At 67.2% G+C, this 17100-nt stretch carries 18 protein-coding genes; 14 read left to right on the top strand and 4 right to left on the bottom strand.

All coding sequences use genetic code 11. The annotated features are described in order from the left end of the window. Window position 1 precedes the first annotated feature (1 nt). Entirely contained in the window at window positions 2-799 is a 798-nt protein-coding gene (locus tag INQ40_RS06200) for an amidohydrolase (RefSeq protein ID WP_194342268.1), read from the bottom strand. Further along, window positions 799-1977, bottom strand: coding sequence for a pyridoxal phosphate-dependent aminotransferase (locus INQ40_RS06195; protein WP_194342267.1), 1179 nt, complete (start codon window positions 1975-1977; stop codon window positions 799-801). The genes INQ40_RS06200 and INQ40_RS06195 overlap by 1 nt, the downstream gene beginning before the upstream one ends. 184 nt (window positions 1978-2161) lie before the next feature. Between INQ40_RS06195 and ccmA the strand changes: the two genes are divergently transcribed. The 13 genes from ccmA (at window position 2162) to INQ40_RS06130 (ending at window position 13146) form a co-directional block, all read left to right on the top strand. After that, window positions 2162-2821 (top strand): heme ABC exporter ATP-binding protein CcmA, encoded by a 660-nt coding sequence (gene ccmA / locus INQ40_RS06190; RefSeq protein ID WP_194342266.1) that lies wholly within the window; start codon window positions 2162-2164, stop codon window positions 2819-2821. Next, window positions 2818-3507 carry a heme exporter protein CcmB gene (ccmB, locus tag INQ40_RS06185; RefSeq protein WP_194342265.1) on the top strand — a complete coding sequence of 230 codons (690 nt, stop codon included), beginning with the start codon at window positions 2818-2820 and terminating at the stop codon, window positions 3505-3507. The genes ccmA and ccmB overlap by 4 nt, the downstream gene beginning before the upstream one ends. A gap of 5 nt (window positions 3508-3512) precedes the next feature. Then, on the top strand, window positions 3513-4298 hold the full coding sequence (locus INQ40_RS06180; RefSeq protein ID WP_193987039.1) for a heme ABC transporter permease: 786 nt from the start codon (window positions 3513-3515) through the stop codon (window positions 4296-4298). After that, window positions 4295-4480, top strand: a complete 186-nt coding sequence (gene ccmD / locus INQ40_RS06175) for a heme exporter protein CcmD (protein ID WP_194342264.1) — start codon at window positions 4295-4297, stop codon at window positions 4478-4480. The genes INQ40_RS06180 and ccmD overlap by 4 nt, the downstream gene beginning before the upstream one ends. After that, entirely contained in the window at window positions 4477-4947 is a 471-nt protein-coding gene (gene ccmE, locus INQ40_RS06170) for a cytochrome c maturation protein CcmE (RefSeq protein ID WP_194342263.1), read from the top strand. The genes ccmD and ccmE overlap by 4 nt, the downstream gene beginning before the upstream one ends. A 2-nt stretch (window positions 4948-4949) precedes the next feature. Then, entirely contained in the window at window positions 4950-6890 is a 1941-nt protein-coding gene (locus INQ40_RS06165; RefSeq protein WP_194342262.1) for a heme lyase CcmF/NrfE family subunit, read from the top strand. After that, entirely contained in the window at window positions 6887-7450 is a 564-nt protein-coding gene (locus INQ40_RS06160) for a DsbE family thiol:disulfide interchange protein (RefSeq protein ID WP_194342261.1), read from the top strand. The genes INQ40_RS06165 and INQ40_RS06160 overlap by 4 nt, the downstream gene beginning before the upstream one ends. After that, complete coding sequence (locus INQ40_RS06155) at window positions 7447-7920, top strand: cytochrome c-type biogenesis protein (RefSeq protein WP_194342260.1); 474 nt, start codon at window positions 7447-7449, stop codon at window positions 7918-7920. The genes INQ40_RS06160 and INQ40_RS06155 overlap by 4 nt, the downstream gene beginning before the upstream one ends. Next, window positions 7920-8924, top strand: a complete 1005-nt coding sequence (locus tag INQ40_RS06150) for a tetratricopeptide repeat protein (RefSeq protein WP_194342259.1) — start codon at window positions 7920-7922, stop codon at window positions 8922-8924. Before INQ40_RS06155 ends, INQ40_RS06150 begins: the two co-directional genes overlap by 1 nt. 10 nt (window positions 8925-8934) lie before the next feature. Then, entirely contained in the window at window positions 8935-10080 is a 1146-nt protein-coding gene (locus INQ40_RS06145; protein ID WP_194342258.1) for a homoserine O-acetyltransferase, read from the top strand. A gap of 72 nt (window positions 10081-10152) precedes the next feature. After that, entirely contained in the window at window positions 10153-10755 is a 603-nt protein-coding gene (locus INQ40_RS06140) for a cysteine dioxygenase family protein (protein WP_194342257.1), read from the top strand. Between the two features lie 235 nt (window positions 10756-10990). Then, entirely contained in the window at window positions 10991-11629 is a 639-nt protein-coding gene (locus INQ40_RS06135) for an SDR family oxidoreductase (protein ID WP_194342256.1), read from the top strand. Then, window positions 11629-13146, top strand: a complete 1518-nt coding sequence (locus INQ40_RS06130) for an MFS transporter (RefSeq protein ID WP_194342255.1) — start codon at window positions 11629-11631, stop codon at window positions 13144-13146. The genes INQ40_RS06135 and INQ40_RS06130 overlap by 1 nt, the downstream gene beginning before the upstream one ends. Window positions 13147-13185: 39 nt before the next feature. Here the strand turns inward: INQ40_RS06130 and INQ40_RS06125 are convergent, their stop codons facing one another. Together INQ40_RS06125 and INQ40_RS06120 are read right to left on the bottom strand one after the other, a co-directional pair. Next, window positions 13186-14571, bottom strand: coding sequence for a cytochrome c (locus INQ40_RS06125; protein ID WP_194342254.1), 1386 nt, complete (start codon window positions 14569-14571; stop codon window positions 13186-13188). A gap of 23 nt (window positions 14572-14594) precedes the next feature. Beyond that, a complete protein-coding gene (locus tag INQ40_RS06120) occupies window positions 14595-16097 on the bottom strand; it encodes a GMC family oxidoreductase (protein ID WP_228482151.1) in 1503 nt (500 codons plus the stop codon). On the opposite strand from INQ40_RS06120, the gene INQ40_RS06115 reads away from it, so the two are divergent. Further along, window positions 16078-17088 carry a carbohydrate porin gene (locus tag INQ40_RS06115; protein WP_194342252.1) on the top strand — a complete coding sequence of 337 codons (1011 nt, stop codon included), beginning with the start codon at window positions 16078-16080 and terminating at the stop codon, window positions 17086-17088. The two genes, INQ40_RS06120 and INQ40_RS06115, sit on opposite strands and share 20 nt — an antisense overlap. Window positions 17089-17100 lie beyond the last annotated feature (12 nt).

The raw sequence follows: 17100 nt of genomic DNA, 5'->3' as shown, positions 1-17100 counted from the left end.
GTCACGCCAGCTCGAAGCGGTCCGCATCCAGCATGGCCGGAAAGTGCTCACGGTGGGCGCGCAACCCGGCCGCGAGCAGGGTCGTGGTGGTGACCAGCTCGCGGTCGGTGCATTCACTCAGCGCATCGCCGACGTAATCGATGACCGCACTGTCGCCGGAATAGGTCAGGTTGTTGCCATCCATGCCGACCCGGTTGACGCCCGCCACGAAGCACAGGTTCTCGATCGCCCGCGCCCGCAGCAGGGTCTTCCAGGCATGCGCGCGCGACGCGGGCCAGTTGGCGACATACAGGGCGAGGTCGTAATCGGGCGCATCCTTGCGCTCCACGTCGAAGCGGTTGCGGGAAAACACCGGGAATCGCAGGTCGTAGCAGACCATCGGGCAGACCCGCCAGCCTTTCCACTCCACCGTCAGCCGGTCACGGCCGGGCGCGTAGCGCTTGTGTTCGCCGGCGTAGCGGAACAGGTGGCGCTTGTCGTAGCTGTGCAGGCCGCCATCGGGCGTAGCGAACAGCATCCGGTTGAAGACCTTGTCGCCGTCGCGGATCTGCACGCTTCCCGTAACCGCCGCGTCAAGCGCCCTGGCCTGCTCGCGCATCCACGCCACCGATTCGCCGTCCATGGTTTCGGCGTCTTCGATGGCATCGTTGGAGAAACCGCTGGTGAAGGTCTCCGGCAACACCACCAGATCGGTCAGGCCACGCAGGGACGCGATCAGGCCACCGTAGTACTCGCGGTTGCCGGCGGGGTCGTGCCAGAGCGTTTCGCCCTGGACGAGGGAAACACGAAGGTTGTCCATCACAGCTTCTCCAATCGTTTGATCGCCGCATCGCGGGTGGCTTCGCTCTTGGCAAAGCACAGCCGAACCAGCCGCTGCCCGTCCGGCGGCGTGCCATAGAACGGGGACAGCGGAATCGCGACGACGCCGTGCTCGATCGCCAACCAGCGGCAGAATTCGGCATCGTCCAGATCACTCACCGCCGAGTAATCGACCAGCTGGAAGTAGCCGCCCGGCACCGGCAAGGGCTTGAAGCGGGTGGTCAGCAGCTGCTCGCGGAAACGGTCGCGCATGGGCTGGTAGAACGCGCCCAGCTCCAGGTAGTGCTCCGGCTCTTCCCGGATCATCTGCGCGAAGGCGAACTGCGCCGGGGCGAACGTGCAGAAGGTGTTGTACTGGTGGACCTTGCGGAATTCGGCGCTCAACGCCGGCGGCGCCACGCAATAGCCGACCTTCCATCCGGTGCAGTGGTAGGTCTTGCCGAAACTGGAGATCACGAACGCGCGCTCGCGCAGTTCCCGATCGCGCAGCACCGACTCGTGGCGCGCCCCGTCAAAGACGATGTGCTCGTAGACCTCGTCCGACAGCAGGTAGATGTCGGTATCGCGCAACAGCGCGGTCAGTTGCTTGATGTCGTTCGCATCCAGCGTCGCGCCGGACGGATTGTGCGGGCTGTTGATCATCAGCATCCGGGTCTGCGGTGTGACCGCAGCGCGGATCAGGTTCCAGTCGGGGGCAAACGTGTGCGGATCCAGCGGCACGTGGACGGGAATGCCACCGGCCATCTCGATGGCGGGCTCGTAACAGTCGTAACAGGGGTCCAGGACGATCACCTCCTCGCCAGGCCGGACCACGGCGTGGATGGCGTCCAGGATCGCCTCGCTGCCGCCGGAGGTGACGGTGATCTCGGCATCCACATCGGGCCGGTAGCCGTAGCAGCGCTCGGTCTTCTCCGCGATCGCCTCGCGCAGCGCCGGGATGCCGCTCATCGGCGCGTACTGGTTGTGTCCGTCGCGCATCGCCGTGGCCAGGGCCTCCACCAGCCGTTCGGGCGGATCGAAGTCGGGAAACCCCTGACCCAGGTTGACCGCGTTGTGGTCAGCGGCCAGCTGCGACATCACGGTGAAGATCGTCGTGCCCACCTTGGGCAACTTGGTTTCCGGGGTGGGCACGGGGCGGGCGGAAGCGTTGGTCGACATCGGCGGGACCTTTGATTCGCAAAGGCAGCCAGTCTACGAAATCGCGGGGCAGCGGGGATGCCGCCTGTGCCGCCGGCTCGCCCAGCGCGGCGGCGTTTGCTTCCGCTGGAGCAACCACCGCCGGGATGCTGCAGCGAACGGCTAACATGGGCGCCCGCAGTTCCACCGGCCATGACGCCTCCAGATGACCGCCGCCGATCGATCCGCACCGCCCCTGCTTGCCGCCCGCGGCCTGCATTTCGCCCGCAATGACGACCCCGTGTTCGGCCCGCTGGATTTCTCGGTGGACGCGGGCGAAGCGCTGCTCGTCCAAGGCGGCAATGGCTCCGGCAAGACCACCCTGCTGCGCGTGCTGGCCGGCCTGCTTCGCGCCGACGGCGGCGAGGTGGATATCGACGGGCAGCGGGCGCGGGCGTCGCGCCGGGCGCGGGCCATTGCCTACATGGGGCATCTGCCCGGCTTCAAGGCCGACCTGAGCGCGATGGAAAACCTCTCGTTCCTGTGCGGCCTGCAGGGGCGGCGGCGCAACCAGCTGCCGATCAATGCCCTGGCCATCGTCGGGCTGGGCGGCTACGAGGACGCGCTCGCGCGCCAGCTGTCCGCCGGCCAGAAGAAGCGGCTGTCACTGGCGCGCCTGTGGTTGTCGCCCGCACCGCTGTGGCTGCTGGATGAGCCCTACGCCAACCTGGACCTGGAAGGCATCGAGCTGGTCAACCGGATGATCCAGGCACACCTGCGCAGCGGCGGGGCGGCCCTGGTGACGACCCACGGTGCCTACGCGGCGCCGCCGGTGCGCACGCGCATGCTCGAGATGGTCCGACCGTCGAGCGCGGCAATCGCATGAGCAACGCCCTGCCCGGTCTTGCCGGCTCCGCAAAGGCGCTGATGAAGCGCGACCTGCGCCTGCTGTGGCGCCGCCGCGGCGATGCGTTCCAGCCCGCGTTGTTCGCGCTGCTGGTGGTGGTGCTGTTCGCGCTGGCCCTCGGCGGCGAGCCCGACACCCTTGCCGCGGTCGCGGGGGCGGTGCTCTGGGTCGCGATCCTGCTGGCCGGCCTGCTCTCGCTGGACACACTGTTTCGCGGCGATGCCGAGGACGGGTCCCTGGAGCAATGGATGCTCGCGCCGGTGCCGCTGGGCTGGCTGGTGGGCGTGCGCACCCTCATGCACTGGGCGACCACGGCCCTGCCGCTGCTGCTCGCCGCGCCGTTCCTGGCCGAACTGATGCATCTGCCGCGGGCCCAATTGCCCGTGCTGATGGCCGCCCTGGCACTGGGTACTCCCCTGCTGAGCCTGCTGGGCGCCGTGGTTGCCGCATTGACCGTTGGAATGAGGCGCTCCGGTATACTTGTCGCCTTGCTGGCCCTGCCCCTTTACGTGCCTGTGCTGGTCTTCGGCGCCGGCAGCGTCGCTGCAGCGGCGCAGGGGCTGGATCCGGTCGGCCCGCTGCTCCTGCTGGGCGCCGGACTGGCGGTAGCGCTGGTGCTGGCGCCACTGGTGGCAGCAGCGGCGATCCGGATTGCTCTGAATTGAGGCATATGAATCCCATCGTTCTGTGGTTCCACAAACTCGGTTCGCCTCCCACCTTCGACCGTTTCGCCGCCCGTTGGGCGCCTTGGGCGTACGGGCTGGGCCTGCTGGTGATGGCGTGGGGTATTTATGGCGCCCTGTTCACCGTGCCGGCCGACTACCAGCAGGGCGACAGCTTCCGCATCCTGTACATCCACGTGCCGGCGGCATGGATGAGCCTGGCGGTGTTCGGCCTGATGGCGATCTACGCCGCGATCGCGCTGGTCTGGCGGATCAAGCTGTGCGAGATCCTGGCGATGGCCTGTGCACCGATCGGCGCCGGGTTCACCCTGATTACCCTGGCCACCGGCTCGATCTGGGGCAAGCCGATGTGGGGCACCTGGTGGGACTGGGACCCGCGCCTGACCACCCAGCTGATCCTGCTGTTCCTGTATCTGGGCGTGATCGGCCTGTACAACGCGATTGATGACCGCCGCAGTGCCGCGCGCGCCGCAGGACTGCTGGCGATTGTCGGCGTGGTGTTGCTGCCAATCATCCGCTACTCGGTGGTGTGGTGGAACTCGCTGCACCAAGGGCAGACGATCCGGCTGCTGGGCGAGTCGACGATGGACCCCAGCATGCTGCAGCCGCTGATCTGGATGCTGGTCGGTACCAAGCTGTGGTTCATCGGCGCGCTGCTGGTGCGCGCGCGCGCCGACAACCTGCGCCGCGAATCGGGCAAGGCCTGGGTCGCCGCGCTGGCGTCCGCGCCGACCGGTGACAGGCCCCAGACGAGCCCGGGTATCTCGCCATGAGTTACCTGGGCTATGTGATTGCCGCCTACGCGGTGTTTGCGGTCGTGCTGGGCGGGGAGTTCCTCGCCAGCTGGCTGCAGGTGCGCAGGGAGTTGCGCACCGCACGTCGCCGTGTCGCGCGGCAGGCCGCCGCCCGCGCGCACCAGGCGCCGACCTCCGTCTCCAACGAGTTGACCCGATGAATCCGATTCGCCGCCGCCGCCTGATCTGGGTGCTTGCCCTTGTCGTCGCCGCCGCCATCGCCGCCTCGCTGGTGGCCATGGCGCTGCAGCGCAACGTCGCCTATCTCTACACGCCCAACGAGGTGATCACCGGCGAGGCCGGCGCGGACGTCTCATCGGGCCAGGCGCGGTTCCGCCTCGGCGGCATGGTTGCCGAAGGTTCGCTGAAACGCACCGACGGATCGCTGGACTCGCACTTCAGCGTGACCGACGGCGACGCCGAGATGCCCGTCGTCTACACCGGCATCCTCCCGGACCTGTTCCGTGAAAACCAGGCGGTGATCGCCACCGGCAGGATGGAGGGCGACCGCTTCGTCGCCGAGCAGGTCCTGGCCAAGCACGATGAGACCTACATGCCCAAGGAAGTGGCCGACAAGATGGGCATCGCGCACCAGAAACACGACGTCGATACGCCGGCGGGGCCGTAGGCATGCTGCCGGAGCTGGGCCAACTCGCCCTGATTCTTGCCCTGCTGGTGGCGGCGCTGCAGGCCGCGCTGCCACTCATTGGTGCCCACCGCGGCATCCACACTTGGATGGCGGTCGCCCGGCCGGCGGCCTACGCGCAGATGGTGCTGGTGGGTTTCGCGTTCGTGGTGCTGACGATCGGTTTTGTCACCCAGGATTTCTCGCTGCGGTACGTGGCGGAGAACTCCAACTCCCTGCTGCCACTGGGCTATCGCTACACCGCCGTCTGGGGCGCGCACGAGGGCTCGCTGCTGATGTGGGCGACGGTGCTCACGCTGTGGACGGGCGCGGTGGCGAAGTTCTCCCAGCGCCTGCCGGCGGAGGTGGTCGCCCGCGTGCTCGGAGTGATGGGCATTGTCAGCCTGGGCTTCCTCGCCTTCCTGATCTTCACCAGCAACCCGTTCGAGCGGCTGCTGCCTGCCGCGATGGAAGGCCGCGACCTCAACCCGCTGCTGCAGGACCCGGGGATGATCATCCATCCGCCGATGCTGTACATCGGCTACGTGGGTTTCGCCGTGCCGTTCTCCTTCGCCATCGCCGCGCTGCTGGACGGCAGGGTGGACACGCGCTGGGTGCGCTGGACGCGGCCGTGGACCAACGTCGCCTGGTCATTCCTTACCTTGGGCATCGCGCTGGGCAGCTGGTGGGCGTATTACGAGCTCGGCTGGGGCGGCTGGTGGTTCTGGGATCCGGTCGAGAACGCGAGCTTCATGCCATGGCTGGCCGGTGCCGCGCTGTTGCACTCCCAGGCCGTTACCGAGAAGCGCGGCAGCTTCCGCGGCTGGACCCTGCTGCTGGCGATTGCCAGTTTCTCGCTCTCGCTGCTGGGCACCTTCCTGGTGCGCTCCGGCGTGCTGACCAGCGTGCACGCTTTCGCGGCTGATCCCGCGCGCGGCCTGTTCATCCTGATCTTCCTGGGCATCGTGATCGGCGGCTCGCTGGTTCTCTACGCCATCCGTGCGCCGGGAATTCATCACGACAAGCCGTTTGCGGTCTATTCGCGGGAAACCCTGCTGCTGGCCAACAACCTGCTGCTGGCGACGGCCTGCGCGATGGTGCTGCTGGGCACGCTGTACCCGCTGCTGGCCGACGCGCTGGAGCTGGGCAAGATCTCCGTCGGGCCGCCCTACTTCGCCTTGTTGTTCATCCTGTTGATGGCGCCGATCGTGTTGCTGCTGCCCTTCGGGCCGCTGACGCGCTGGCAGCGTGACCAGCCATCGCGGGTGATCGCAATGCTGGCGCCGTGGCTGCTCGTTGCTCTGGTGGCCGGCGTGGCCGCGTTCTTCCTTGCACCGCAGGGTCGCTGGAAGGTGGCCGCGGGCATCTTCGGCGCCGCCTGGGTGGGGCTGGGAACGCTGCGTTTCGTGTGGTCCCGCTACAAGGGCACCAAGACGCGCATGACCGCCGAAATGCTGGGCATGACCCTGGCCCATCTGGGCGTGGCGGTGTTCCTGGTCGGCGCACTGCTGGTTGAAGGCCTGGAGCAGCAGAAGGAAGTGGCGGTCAAGGCCGGCGAGACCGTGGAGTTGGGCCACTACGCGTTCCGCTTCGACGGCGTGGACATGCGCCAGGGCCCGAACTACACCGCCAGCTACGCCACCGTGCACGCGTTCAAGGACGGCAAGCCGCTTGCCGAGCTGCACCCCGAGAAGCGCACCTACGCCAGCGGCGGCGAAGTCATGACCGAGGCGGCGATCGTCAGCGGCGTCACCCGCGACCTCTACGTCGCAATCGGCGAGTCGCTGGGCAACGACGCCTGGGCGCTGCGGATGCAGGTCAAGCCGTTCGTGCGCTGGATCTGGGCCGGCGCGCTGCTGATGATGCTTGGCGGGCTGGTATCGGCTTCCGACAAACGATTCCGCCGGCCGGCGCCGCCTGCTGTCCGACCCGAGGCCACGCCATGACTCCCATCGAAAAATCGACCTTCTCGCGCTGGGTGCCGCTGCTGGCCGCTGCGGCCATTGGCGCCCTGCTGCTGGCGGGCGTGATCCTGAGCCGCAACCAGGATCGCGAAGCCCTGCCCTCGCCGTTGATCGGCAAGCCGGCGCCGGCGTTGGACCTGCCGGTGCTGCATGACGCGTCCTACCGCATCTCGTCCAGGGACCTGCTGGGCGAGCCGTACCTGATGAACGTCTGGGGCAGCTGGTGCCCGGAGTGCCGGGTCGAGCATCCGGTGCTCACCAGATTTGCCGAGACCAAGCGCGTGCGCGTGGTCGGCTACAACCTCAAGGACGAACGCGAAGACGCCCTGCGCTGGCTGGAGCAGTTCGGCAACCTCTACTTCGTGGTGCTGGCCGACTACAGCGGCGAGACCGCGCTGGACTGGGGTATCTACGGCGCACCGGAGACCTTCCTGGTCGACGCCAAGGGTGTGGTTCGCTGGAAGCACGTTGGCACCGTGACCCAGCAGATCCTCGACGACGAGCTCATCCCCCTGCTCGATCGCATGGACGCTGAATCATGAGGCGATCCTGGCCGCTGATATTGCTGCTCGCCCTGCTGTTGCCGGCGTTGGCCGTCGCGCAGGCGGTCAGGGACCCCTCGCCGATGCAGTTCACCGACCAGGCCGAAGCCGACCGCTTCCACGACCTTGCCGGCGAGTTGCGCTGCGTCAAATGCCAGAACCAGTCACTGGCCGACTCCAATGCGGCCATCGCCCAGGACCTGCGCCACGAGGTGCTGACGCTGATGCGCCAGGGCAAGTCGAACGCGGAGGTCAAGGAGTACCTGGTGGCGCGCTACGGCGAGTTCGTGCTGTACCGGCCGCGGATGGACACCAAGACCTGGCTGCTCTGGTTCGGCCCGGCCCTGGTGCTGCTGGCCGGCGCGGTGGTCGTGATCAACGTGGTCCGGCGGCATGCGCGGATGGGTGCGGCCGGAACCGCTGACAACGCAAAAGCCACCGCCGCCATTGATGAAGACCAGGAGTGGTGATGACTGTTTTCGTGATCGCCGGACTTGGCATGGCCCTGGCCTCGATGCTGTGGGTGCTGCGGCCGCTGTGGCGCAGCCGTCCCTTGCCGGGCATCGCGCTGGCGGTGCTGCTGGCGACCAGCGCCGGGCTGATTTATTCGGTTGTGGGCACACCTCGCGCGCTGGATCCGCTGCAGCGCACCGCGCCGGAGACGCTGGCTGACGCGGTCGGTCAACTGGAGGCCGAGCTGGCCCGCGACCCGAACCAGGTGGAAGGCTGGCGCTTGCTCGCCCGCGCGCATCTTGCGCAAGGTGATATCGAGCAGTCGATGCATGCCTATGACCGGGCGTTGAAGCTGGCACCCGATGATCCCGATATCCTCGCCGAAGCCGCCGAGGTCCGCGCCCGCTCGCACGCCGACCGCAGTTTCGACGCCATCTCGGTCAGCATGCTGGAGCGCGCGCTCGCCCAGCAACCCGACCACCAGCGCGCCCGCTGGTTCCTCGGTATCGCCCAGCGCCAGGCCGGCGACGCCGCAGCCGCGGTCGCGACCTGGGAACCGCTGCTCGACCAGGTGGATGCTGCAACGGCCGCCAGCCTGCGTCCGCAGATCGACGCCGCGCGACTGGATGCCGGGATGGAACCGCTGCCTGAGGCCGCACCGGTCGCCGCGTCGCCGGTGAACATCACCGTCAGCGTATCGCTCGACCCGCGTCTGGCGATGCAGTATCCGCAGGGCGCTAGCGTCTTCGTCATCGCCCGCCAGACCAATGGGTCCCCCGTGCCGGTCGCGGTCAAGAAGCTGCAGGCCGGTGCGTTCCCGCTCACGGTGACCCTGACCGACAGCGACAGCCTGATGCCGACCATGAAGCTGTCCGAGCTGGAGCAGGTGCGCCTGAGCGCGCGCATTTCCGCCAGCGGTGAGGCCAGCGCACGCCCCGGCGATTTCGAGTCGGCGCCGGTCGAGGTCGAGGCCGGGCCCGAAGTCGCCGCGGCGCTGCTGATCGACCAGGTGGTCAAATAATGGCCGCGCAATGACCGAATTCATTCCGCCAGGCACGCGCTGGATCGACCTGCCCTCGCCCTTTCCGATGAAACGCGGCGGCCGCCTGCACGGTGCGCGGATTGCCTACGAGACCTGGGGCGAACTCAACGCCGCCGCCGACAACGCGGTGCTGGTCGCGCCCGGCCTCTCGCCCAACGCCCACATGGCCTCGTCCGAGGCCAATCCGGCGGATGGCTGGTGGGAGCCGATGGTCGGCCCGGGTAAGCCGATCGATACCGATCGCTGGTTCGTCATCTGCGCCAATCCGCTCGGCAGCTGCAAGGGATCCACCGGGCCCGCCTCCAGCAACCCCGACACGGGGCTGCCGTACCGCTTCCGTTTTCCCGAGCTCTCCATCGAGGACGGCGCCGACGCCCTCGCCCATGTGGTCCGCGCGCTGGGCATCGACCGCCTGGCCTGCGTGGTCGGCAATTCGATGGGCGGGATGGTCGCGCTGTCGCTGCTGATCCGCCACCCGGGCATCGCCGCCGCGCATCTGAACGTCGCCGGCGCCGCCCGCGCACTGCCATGGTCGATCGCCATCCGCTCCTTGCAGCGCGAGGCGATTCGGCTCGACCCGAACTTCAACGGTGGCGATTACAGCGACGCAGCCTACCCGGAGTCCGGCATGCGCATGGCGCGCAAGCTGGGCGTCATCACCTATCGCTCGGCGCTGGAATGGGATGGCCGCTTCGGTCGGGTCAGGCTCGACCCGGAGCAGACCGACGACGAGCCCTTTGGCCTCGAGTTCCAGGTGGAAAGCTACCTGGAAGCCCACGCGCGCCGCTTTGTCCGCCATTTCGATCCCAACTGCTACCTGTACCTGAGTCGCTCCATGGACTGGTTCGATCTGGGCGACCACTGCGCCGACCGCGAGGTGGGCGACCGCGCGGCCAGCCAGGCCCACACGCGCGCCGGACTCGCAGCGATCCGCATCGATCGTGCGCTGACCATTGGTGCGCAGACCGATGTCCTGTTCCCGCTGCAGCAGCAGATGGAGATTGCGGACGGATTGCGCGAGGGCGGCGCAGCGGCGGAGTGCCTGCCGATGCCGTCCCCGCAAGGCCATGACGCATTCCTGGTGGACTACGACCGCTACTGCCCGGCAATCCGGACGTTTTTCGACAGCCTGTGATTCGCGCGACCTGCGCTGATCGGCGGATTGCGTGCCCAGGCGCTCGCGAGCCCATCCAGTAGAATCAATCACATGAACGCAAACGCCTTGCCCGACCTCACCCCGCCCGACATCAGCTTCCCCGGCCGAGCCAAGCTCGTCGCCCTGCTCGATGCCGCCGTCAGCCGCGGCGACGAGCACCAGGTCACCGCAGCGTTGCGCAATGCGCTGTCCAGCATCATCCCCGACAGCGAGATCCAGCTGCCCGATTGCGTCTCCGAGCCCATCGAAGGTCATTACGCACGCCGCGAGATCTATCGCAGCGCCGAGCACGGCTACAGCGTTGTGGCGATGACCTGGGGGCCCGGCCAGGGCACCCCCGTGCACGACCACTGCGGCCTGTGGTGCGTGGAAGGCGTCTGGCAGGGCGGTCTGGACATCACCCAGTACGAGTTGCTTGAGCGCGACGGCGAGCGCTTCCGCTTCCGCGGCACCGGCGGCATGATCGCCGGGCCGGGCAGCGCCGGCAGCCTGATCCCGCCGCACGAATACCACGCGATCCGCAACAGCAGCAGCGACCAGATCGCGATCTCGGTCCACATCTACAAGGGACCGATGGAGACCTGCGCGATGTTTGTGCCCGTCGACGGCGAGTGGTTCGCGCGCGTCGAGAAGGCGCTGCCGGTCGACCTGTAAGGATCCGGCAGGCACCACCTCGCGACGGATTGCCTGCCCAGAGGTGAGGCGTCGACCGTCGCGCGCTGACGCGCAGCGTGCTTGCACACGCGCACTGGACACCCGATGGCGTAGAACAGGCACCGGCGCTCCCGCAGCCGGGCTTCCACAGCCAAATCGTCGCAGCCCTGTTCTTTGAGCCGCCTGCTTCTGCTGCATGCGACAGCGCCGGCCTCACTCATTCAGGAAAACTCCCATGCGCGTCCTCATCGTCGGTGCAAACGGCAATATCGGCCGTCGGCTGATCCAGCAGATGGCCTCCGGCCCGCATCAAAGCCAGGCAATGATCCGCGACGCGAAGCAGGCGGCGGAGCTGCGAGAGCGTGGCGCCGATGCCACCGTGGTGGCGGATCTGGAGCACGACATCCAGACCGCATTGGACGGCTGCGATGCGGTCATTTTCACCGCGGGCTCGGGCGGCAAGGGCGGCGCGGAGAAGACCGATGCGGTCGACCGGGACGGCGCAATCGCGGTCATCGATGCAGCGCAGAAGGCAGGTATCGAGCGCTTCGTGATGGTCTCCTCCATGGGCGCCGACGCGCCGGGACAAGGACCCGAGGGCCTGCAGCATTACCTCGCCGCCAAGCAGGCCGCCGACGAGCACCTGCGCGAGAGCGATCTGCACTACACGATCGTTCGCCCCGGTTCGCTCACCGACGAAGCCGGCACCGGCAAGGTGGAGATCGGCAAAGACCTCGGCCGCCACGGTACCGTCCCGCGCGATGACGTGGCCACGGTGCTGCTGCAGGTGCTGGACGCCAACAACACCTGGGGCAAGCAGTTCGAGCTGCTCTCGAGTACATCGTCAGTGTCTGCAGCGGTGGCCGCCATTTGATGGACCAGGCAGAGGGCGCGAGCCGCTGGCGCATCCTGGCGGTGCTGCTGGGCGTGATCTTCATGTCGTTGATCGGCGTGAGCATCGTCAACGTCGCCCTGCCCTCCATCCAGGTCGGTCTGGATGCCGACCAGTCGGACCTGCAGTGGGTATTGTCGGGCTATGCGCTGACCTTCGGGATCATCCTGGTGGCCGCCGGGCGCGCGGGCGACATCGTCGGGCGCGGCGGGATCTTCCTCGTCGGTGTGGGCATCTTCACCGTGTCCTCCATCGCGGCCGGATTCGCCTCGGATGCGATGTGGCTCAACGCGGCGCGCTTCGTCCAGGGGATCGGCTCCGGCCTGCTTAGCCCGCAGGTGATCGGGATGATCCAGCATTACTTCCGCGGCGATGATCGCGGCAAGGCCTTCGGCTACCTGGGAACGGCGGTGGGCGTTTCAGTGGCGATCGGCCCGGTGCTCGGCGGTTTCCTGATCGGCGCCGGCGGGCCGGAACTCGGCTGGCGCCTGACCTTCCTGGTCAATGTGCCTATCGGCATCATCGCGATCATCCTGGGGATGAGGTGGTTCCCGAAGCCGCTTTTCCGCAAGCCGCCGCAGGCGACGACCGGCGGCAGGGAGAAACCGGCAAGCTGGCTCTGGTCGCTGGACCCGGTCGGCTCGATCCTGTTGGGGTTGGCGCTGCTGGCGATCCTCTACCCGTTCATGGAATCCGGTGGCTCGCCGCTGTGGTGGGGCTTGCTGCCGGTCGGAGGCGTCCTGGTCTGGCTATGGGTGCGGTGGGAGCAGCGCTGCCCGCGGCTGGGCCACACGCCGATGGTGGACCTGGACATCTTCCGTACCAGCAGCTTTACCAACGGCACGGCCATCATGACGCTGTACTTCACCGGCATGACCAGCATCTGGGTGCTGGTGGCGCTGTACGTGCAGGATGGGCAGGGAAAGACCGCGTTTGAGTCTGGCCTGTTCGGGATTCCGAGTGCCTTGCTCTCGGCCTATGCGGCGCACTGGTCCGGGCGGCGGGTGAACCAGTACGGTCGCAGGATCGTGATTGCCGGACTCTTCCTCGCCCTGTTCGGCCTCGCCGCCAGCATCGCGGTCGTTTTCCTGCATGAGCAATATGGCCTGAGCGTGTGGTGGCTCATGCTGTCGTTGTCGTTCATCGGCCTGGCGCAGGGCGCCGTGATCAGTCCCAACCAGACCCTGACGCTGGCCGAGGTGCCGCTGGAGTATGCGGGCAGCTCGGGGGCGATCATGCAGACCGGCCAGCGCATTGGTACATCAGTGGGAATCGCCGTCATCACCGCGGCGGTCTTCGCATCGCTGGCGCGGTGGTCCTGGTCGGTGGCCGTGGTCATTGGCTTCGGCATGATTTCGCTGGTGGTGGTGGTCGCGCTGGCGATGGCGTTCAAGGATCAGCGTGACCGTCGCACGCTCATTGCCGACAAGGTGGCCAACGCGGCGGCGGACCAGGACCTGCAGACGCCGCCGACGTTCGTCGGCGACAACCACTTCTGAGCTGCCCTTCTCCTTGGCCTTCCGCGGCTGGCAGAGTCTTCAGCGGAGCGAGCGGCGCCTGCGTCGGGTCAGCAACCAGAACACCAAGGCGAGGATGACGATCACACCGATGATCAGCCCCGGCATGGCGAGCTTTGCCACCAGCGGTTGCTCACCGGCGTTCCTGCGCAGCTCATCGACCATTGCCGCATCGACCGTTGCGCCGGCCGGATTGCCGTAGGTTTTCAGCACGTAGTTGCTGACCGCGGCCACCTCGGCGCTGGTCAGCTTGTGCTCGAAGGCCTCCATGCTGACGGTCTCGCCATCCACGGTGCGATGGACGCCTTCAAGGATGGCCATGACCAGGTTGTTCGCATGCCTGGCACCGACCACGGTGTTGCCGAACAGCGGCGGGAATTCTCCGTCGTCGGTGCCGGCGCCCGCCATGCCATGGCACGAGGAACACGCACCGTAGAAGATCGCCCGACCATCGGGGCTGTCACCGGTCTCGTCGCCGCGGAACGCGCTGACGTCCTCGCTCGGCGCGCCCCAGCCGTGGCGCGGCTTTTCGTCGGCCGGATCGCGGACCGGCTTCTGCGCGCGCAGGTAGGTGACGATGTCACGCAGGTCCTGCTCGGGCAGTTTGCTCAGCGAATGCTCGACCGCCTCGCCCATCCCGCCGGCGGCGCCGCCCTTGCCGGCGACCAGGCCGGTGCGCATGTATTCCACCAGCTCATCGTCGCTCCAGTCACCAATACCGCTGACCGGATCAGGCGTGATGTTGTAGGCCTGCCAGCTGCCGACCGCGCCGCCGCCGAACTTCCGGCTCTCGTCGCTGCCCATGCTGAAGTCGCGCGGCGTGTGGCAGGTGCCGCAGTGCGCGAGCGCCTCGACCAGATACGCGCCACGGTTCCATGCATCATCCTGCGCCGGGTCGGGCTTCAGCTCGCCCTTGCGCAGGTTCAGCAGCTTCCAGCCCGACAGGATCCAGCGCTGGTTGAACGGAAAGTCCAGTTCGCTGACCGGATTGTCCCGGCTCGTCGCCGGCAGGCTGAACAGATAGGCCTTGATGGCCAGCACGTCCTCGCGCGAGAGCTTGGTGAAGGCGTCGTAGGGGAACGCCGGGTACAGGTTCTCGCCATTCCTGCCCACCCCCTCGTGCATCGCCCGATAGAACTCCTCGTCGGTCCATTTGCCGATGCCGGTGTCGGGATCGGGCGTGATGTTGGGCGCGACGATCTGGCCGAACGGCGTGGGGATCGACACGCCTCCGGCGAACGGCTTGGCCGGGTCGGTTGTGTGGCAGGCGACGCAGTCCGCTGCGGTGGCCAGGTAGCGGCCCCGCTCCACGAGGCTCGTGTCCTGTCCCGTCTGCGCCATCGCGCCGCCGCTGACGCACAGCACCACCAGCAGCACTATCCGCCGGGCCAGATCAGACGACGCCATGGGCATGGGGGCTCCTCGCATGGTCATATTTCCCGGCGGATGACGTCGGCGGCGCGCAAGGCCAGTGCCGCGCCGGTCAGGGTCGGATTGATCACCCCCGAGGCCGGGATCACACCGGTGGTAGCCAGAAACAGGTTGGGGTGGTCGTGCGTGCGGCAATCGCCATCCACGACCGAATCGGCCGGGTCGCTGCCCATGATGTGGTCGCGGTTCTGCGGACCGCTGTCGTCATCGAGCAGCTTGGCTTCGAACAGCTTCACAAAACGCTGGTAGTCCTGCTTGGCCACGTCGACGGCGGTACGGAAGTAATCGTCCACGTCGTAATAGATCTGCGGCTTGGGCAGGCCGATCGCGTCCTTCTTCGGGCTCAGCGTGATGCGGTTCTGCGGCAGCGGCAGGATCTCGAAGGTGGTGGAAATCTCGACAAAGCGCGCGGCGTCATGGCGGATGCACCGGTCCAGCTCGCTGCCCATCAAGCCCTCCTCCAGCAGCGGTTCGGTGACGAGCTGGTTGGCGATGCCGTTGCGCGGTGAGTGCTTGATCGCGGCGTACTGCCTGCGGTGTTCGCCATCGCGGCGATCGAAGATGCCGCTCTGTTGCACCGGGCCCTGGCCCGGCCACAACGCTTCCTTGGTGAGCATGTTCAACGCGATGCCGGTGTGGTCCATCAGGTTGCGTCCGACCTGGTCGGAGGAGTTGGCGACCTCCGACATCAACAGCAGTTTGGGTGTTTCCACGCCGTGGGCCGCGACGATGAAGTACTTGGCGGTGATGCGGGTCGACTTGCCCTCCGGCGACTTGTAGTGCACCGCCACGATCTTGCCGCCTGCGCCCTTCTCCAGCTTCCAGGCGACCGAGTTCTCCAGCAGTTTTGCGCCGGCGCGCTCGGCCTTGTAGGCGTGCACCTCGCCCGAATACAGCGCACCGATCGGGCAGATCGGCATGCAGTTGTTGTTGCCACTGCACGCCGGGCGACCGTCGTAGGGCTGGGAATTGGTGGAGTTGGGCTCATCGATGAAGTGATGGCCCGCAGCGGTGAAGGTCTCCGACAGGCGCTTGGTGTAATGCGTCCATGGCCGCATCGGCATCGGATACGGCTTGGAGCGCGGCGGAAAAGGCGCGCCGCCCTGGCCGCTCTGGTCGTCGGTTTCGCTGCCCGAGACACCCATCGCCTCCTCGGCCAGCTGGTACCACGGCTCGAGGTCGTCGTAGTCGATCGGCCAGTCGCGGCCGACGCCGTACAGCGTCCTGATCTTGAAATCGTTGGGAATGTAGCGCCACGCCGCACCGGCGTAATGCCAGGTCGTGCCACCAACCAGCCGCAACATGCCCGGCTTGAGCGTGAACGGGCCGACATTCTGCAGGTAGTCATCGGCGTAGGGACCGCCGGAGGATTTGGGCGCCCAGGGCTGGTCCGGGTACGGCGCGTTGTAGTCCAGCTTGTTGGGGCGGTTGCGGTAGTTCTCGACGATCTTCCAGCGCGGCACGCGGGGTCCGGCTTCCAGGATGATCACCGACTTGCGCAACGGCCGGGATCTGGGCGCCGATGCGCAGATCGGCAACAACCAGCTGCTGCAGGAAGTCTACGGCCGCGGCCAGACCCTGCACATGACCGTCCTCGCGCTGGGCCAGAGCTTCCTGGACGGCAGGCTGGACTGGCGCATCGGACGGCTGCCGGTGGGGGAGGATTTCCACCAGTTCTCCTGCAATTTCCAGAACCTCACCTTTTGCGGCGCCCAGCCCGGCAACATCGTCGGCGACTACTGGGTGAACTGGCCCACGAGCCAGTGGGCGACGCGCTTGAAGCTCAACACCACTGAAAGCACCTATGTGCAGATCGGCGCGTATCAGGTCAATCCCAAATACGTGGATGACGGCTACGCTCGCCGCAACGGCTGGAAGCCGGATTTCCCCGACGGCACGACAGGCGTGCTGATCCCGCTGGAGTTCGTCTGGAAGCCGCAGTTCAACGGGCGGGCCGGCAACTACAAGGTCGGCGCGTGGTACAGCAGCGCGGAAGGTTCCGATCTGTACTGGGACCGCCATCGGCAGCCGATCGCGCTCAGTGACGGCGAACCGCTGCAACACAGTCATCGCGACGGCGCCTACCTGAGCTTCCAGCAGAAGATCAGCGGGACCGGGGATTCAGGCGCCACGGTTTTCCTCAATGTCACGCAAGCCGATCGGGACACCTCCGCCACCGACCGCCAGATCGCGCTGGGCGTGGAATACCAGGGACTGTTCGGACGCGCGAAGGACTCGGCGGGCTTCGCGGTTGGCGCCACCCACGCGAACGGCCGCGCGGCCGACCATCAGCGCCTGTACAACCAGTTGCATCCCGCGGATGCGGGGCCGGTGATGGATGGCAACGAATACGTCGCCGAAGTTTTCTACGGCTGGAGTCCGCTAACGTCCGTCACCCTGCGACCGAACCTGCAGTACGTCCGCCACCCGGGCGGGAACCGCGGGAACGACAACGCCCTGGTGTTCGGGCTGAAGAGCAGCATCGCGTTCTGACGCGCATCATCC

Source organism: Lysobacter sp. H21R4 (assembly GCF_015277535.1).
Lineage (GTDB): Bacteria > Pseudomonadota > Gammaproteobacteria > Xanthomonadales > Xanthomonadaceae > Novilysobacter > Novilysobacter ciconiae.
Note: the sequence above shows the minus strand (reverse complement) of the source record. Positions and strands in the feature narration are given on the sequence as shown.

Bases quoted from the DNA above. Each gene is read 5' to 3' on its own strand.
- INQ40_RS06200 (WP_194342268.1), bottom strand. From the start codon at position 799: ATGGACAACCTTCGTGTTTCCCTCGTCCAGGGCGAAACGCTCTGGCAC.
- INQ40_RS06195 (WP_194342267.1), bottom strand. From the start codon at position 1,977: ATGTCGACCAACGCTTCCGCCCGCCCCGTGCCCACCCCGGAAACCAAG.
- ccmA (WP_194342266.1), top strand. From the start codon at position 2,162: ATGACCGCCGCCGATCGATCCGCACCGCCCCTGCTTGCCGCCCGCGGC.
- ccmB (WP_194342265.1), top strand. From the start codon at position 2,818: ATGAGCAACGCCCTGCCCGGTCTTGCCGGCTCCGCAAAGGCGCTGATG.
- INQ40_RS06180 (WP_193987039.1), top strand. From the start codon at position 3,513: ATGAATCCCATCGTTCTGTGGTTCCACAAACTCGGTTCGCCTCCCACC.
- ccmD (WP_194342264.1), top strand. From the start codon at position 4,295: ATGAGTTACCTGGGCTATGTGATTGCCGCCTACGCGGTGTTTGCGGTC.
- ccmE (WP_194342263.1), top strand. From the start codon at position 4,477: ATGAATCCGATTCGCCGCCGCCGCCTGATCTGGGTGCTTGCCCTTGTC.
- INQ40_RS06165 (WP_194342262.1), top strand. From the start codon at position 4,950: ATGCTGCCGGAGCTGGGCCAACTCGCCCTGATTCTTGCCCTGCTGGTG.
- INQ40_RS06160 (WP_194342261.1), top strand. From the start codon at position 6,887: ATGACTCCCATCGAAAAATCGACCTTCTCGCGCTGGGTGCCGCTGCTG.
- INQ40_RS06155 (WP_194342260.1), top strand. From the start codon at position 7,447: ATGAGGCGATCCTGGCCGCTGATATTGCTGCTCGCCCTGCTGTTGCCG.
- INQ40_RS06150 (WP_194342259.1), top strand. From the start codon at position 7,920: ATGACTGTTTTCGTGATCGCCGGACTTGGCATGGCCCTGGCCTCGATG.
- INQ40_RS06145 (WP_194342258.1), top strand. From the start codon at position 8,935: ATGACCGAATTCATTCCGCCAGGCACGCGCTGGATCGACCTGCCCTCG.
- INQ40_RS06140 (WP_194342257.1), top strand. From the start codon at position 10,153: ATGAACGCAAACGCCTTGCCCGACCTCACCCCGCCCGACATCAGCTTC.
- INQ40_RS06135 (WP_194342256.1), top strand. From the start codon at position 10,991: ATGCGCGTCCTCATCGTCGGTGCAAACGGCAATATCGGCCGTCGGCTG.
- INQ40_RS06130 (WP_194342255.1), top strand. From the start codon at position 11,629: ATGGACCAGGCAGAGGGCGCGAGCCGCTGGCGCATCCTGGCGGTGCTG.
- INQ40_RS06125 (WP_194342254.1), bottom strand. From the start codon at position 14,571: ATGGCGTCGTCTGATCTGGCCCGGCGGATAGTGCTGCTGGTGGTGCTG.
- INQ40_RS06115 (WP_194342252.1), top strand. From the start codon at position 16,078: ATGATCACCGACTTGCGCAACGGCCGGGATCTGGGCGCCGATGCGCAG.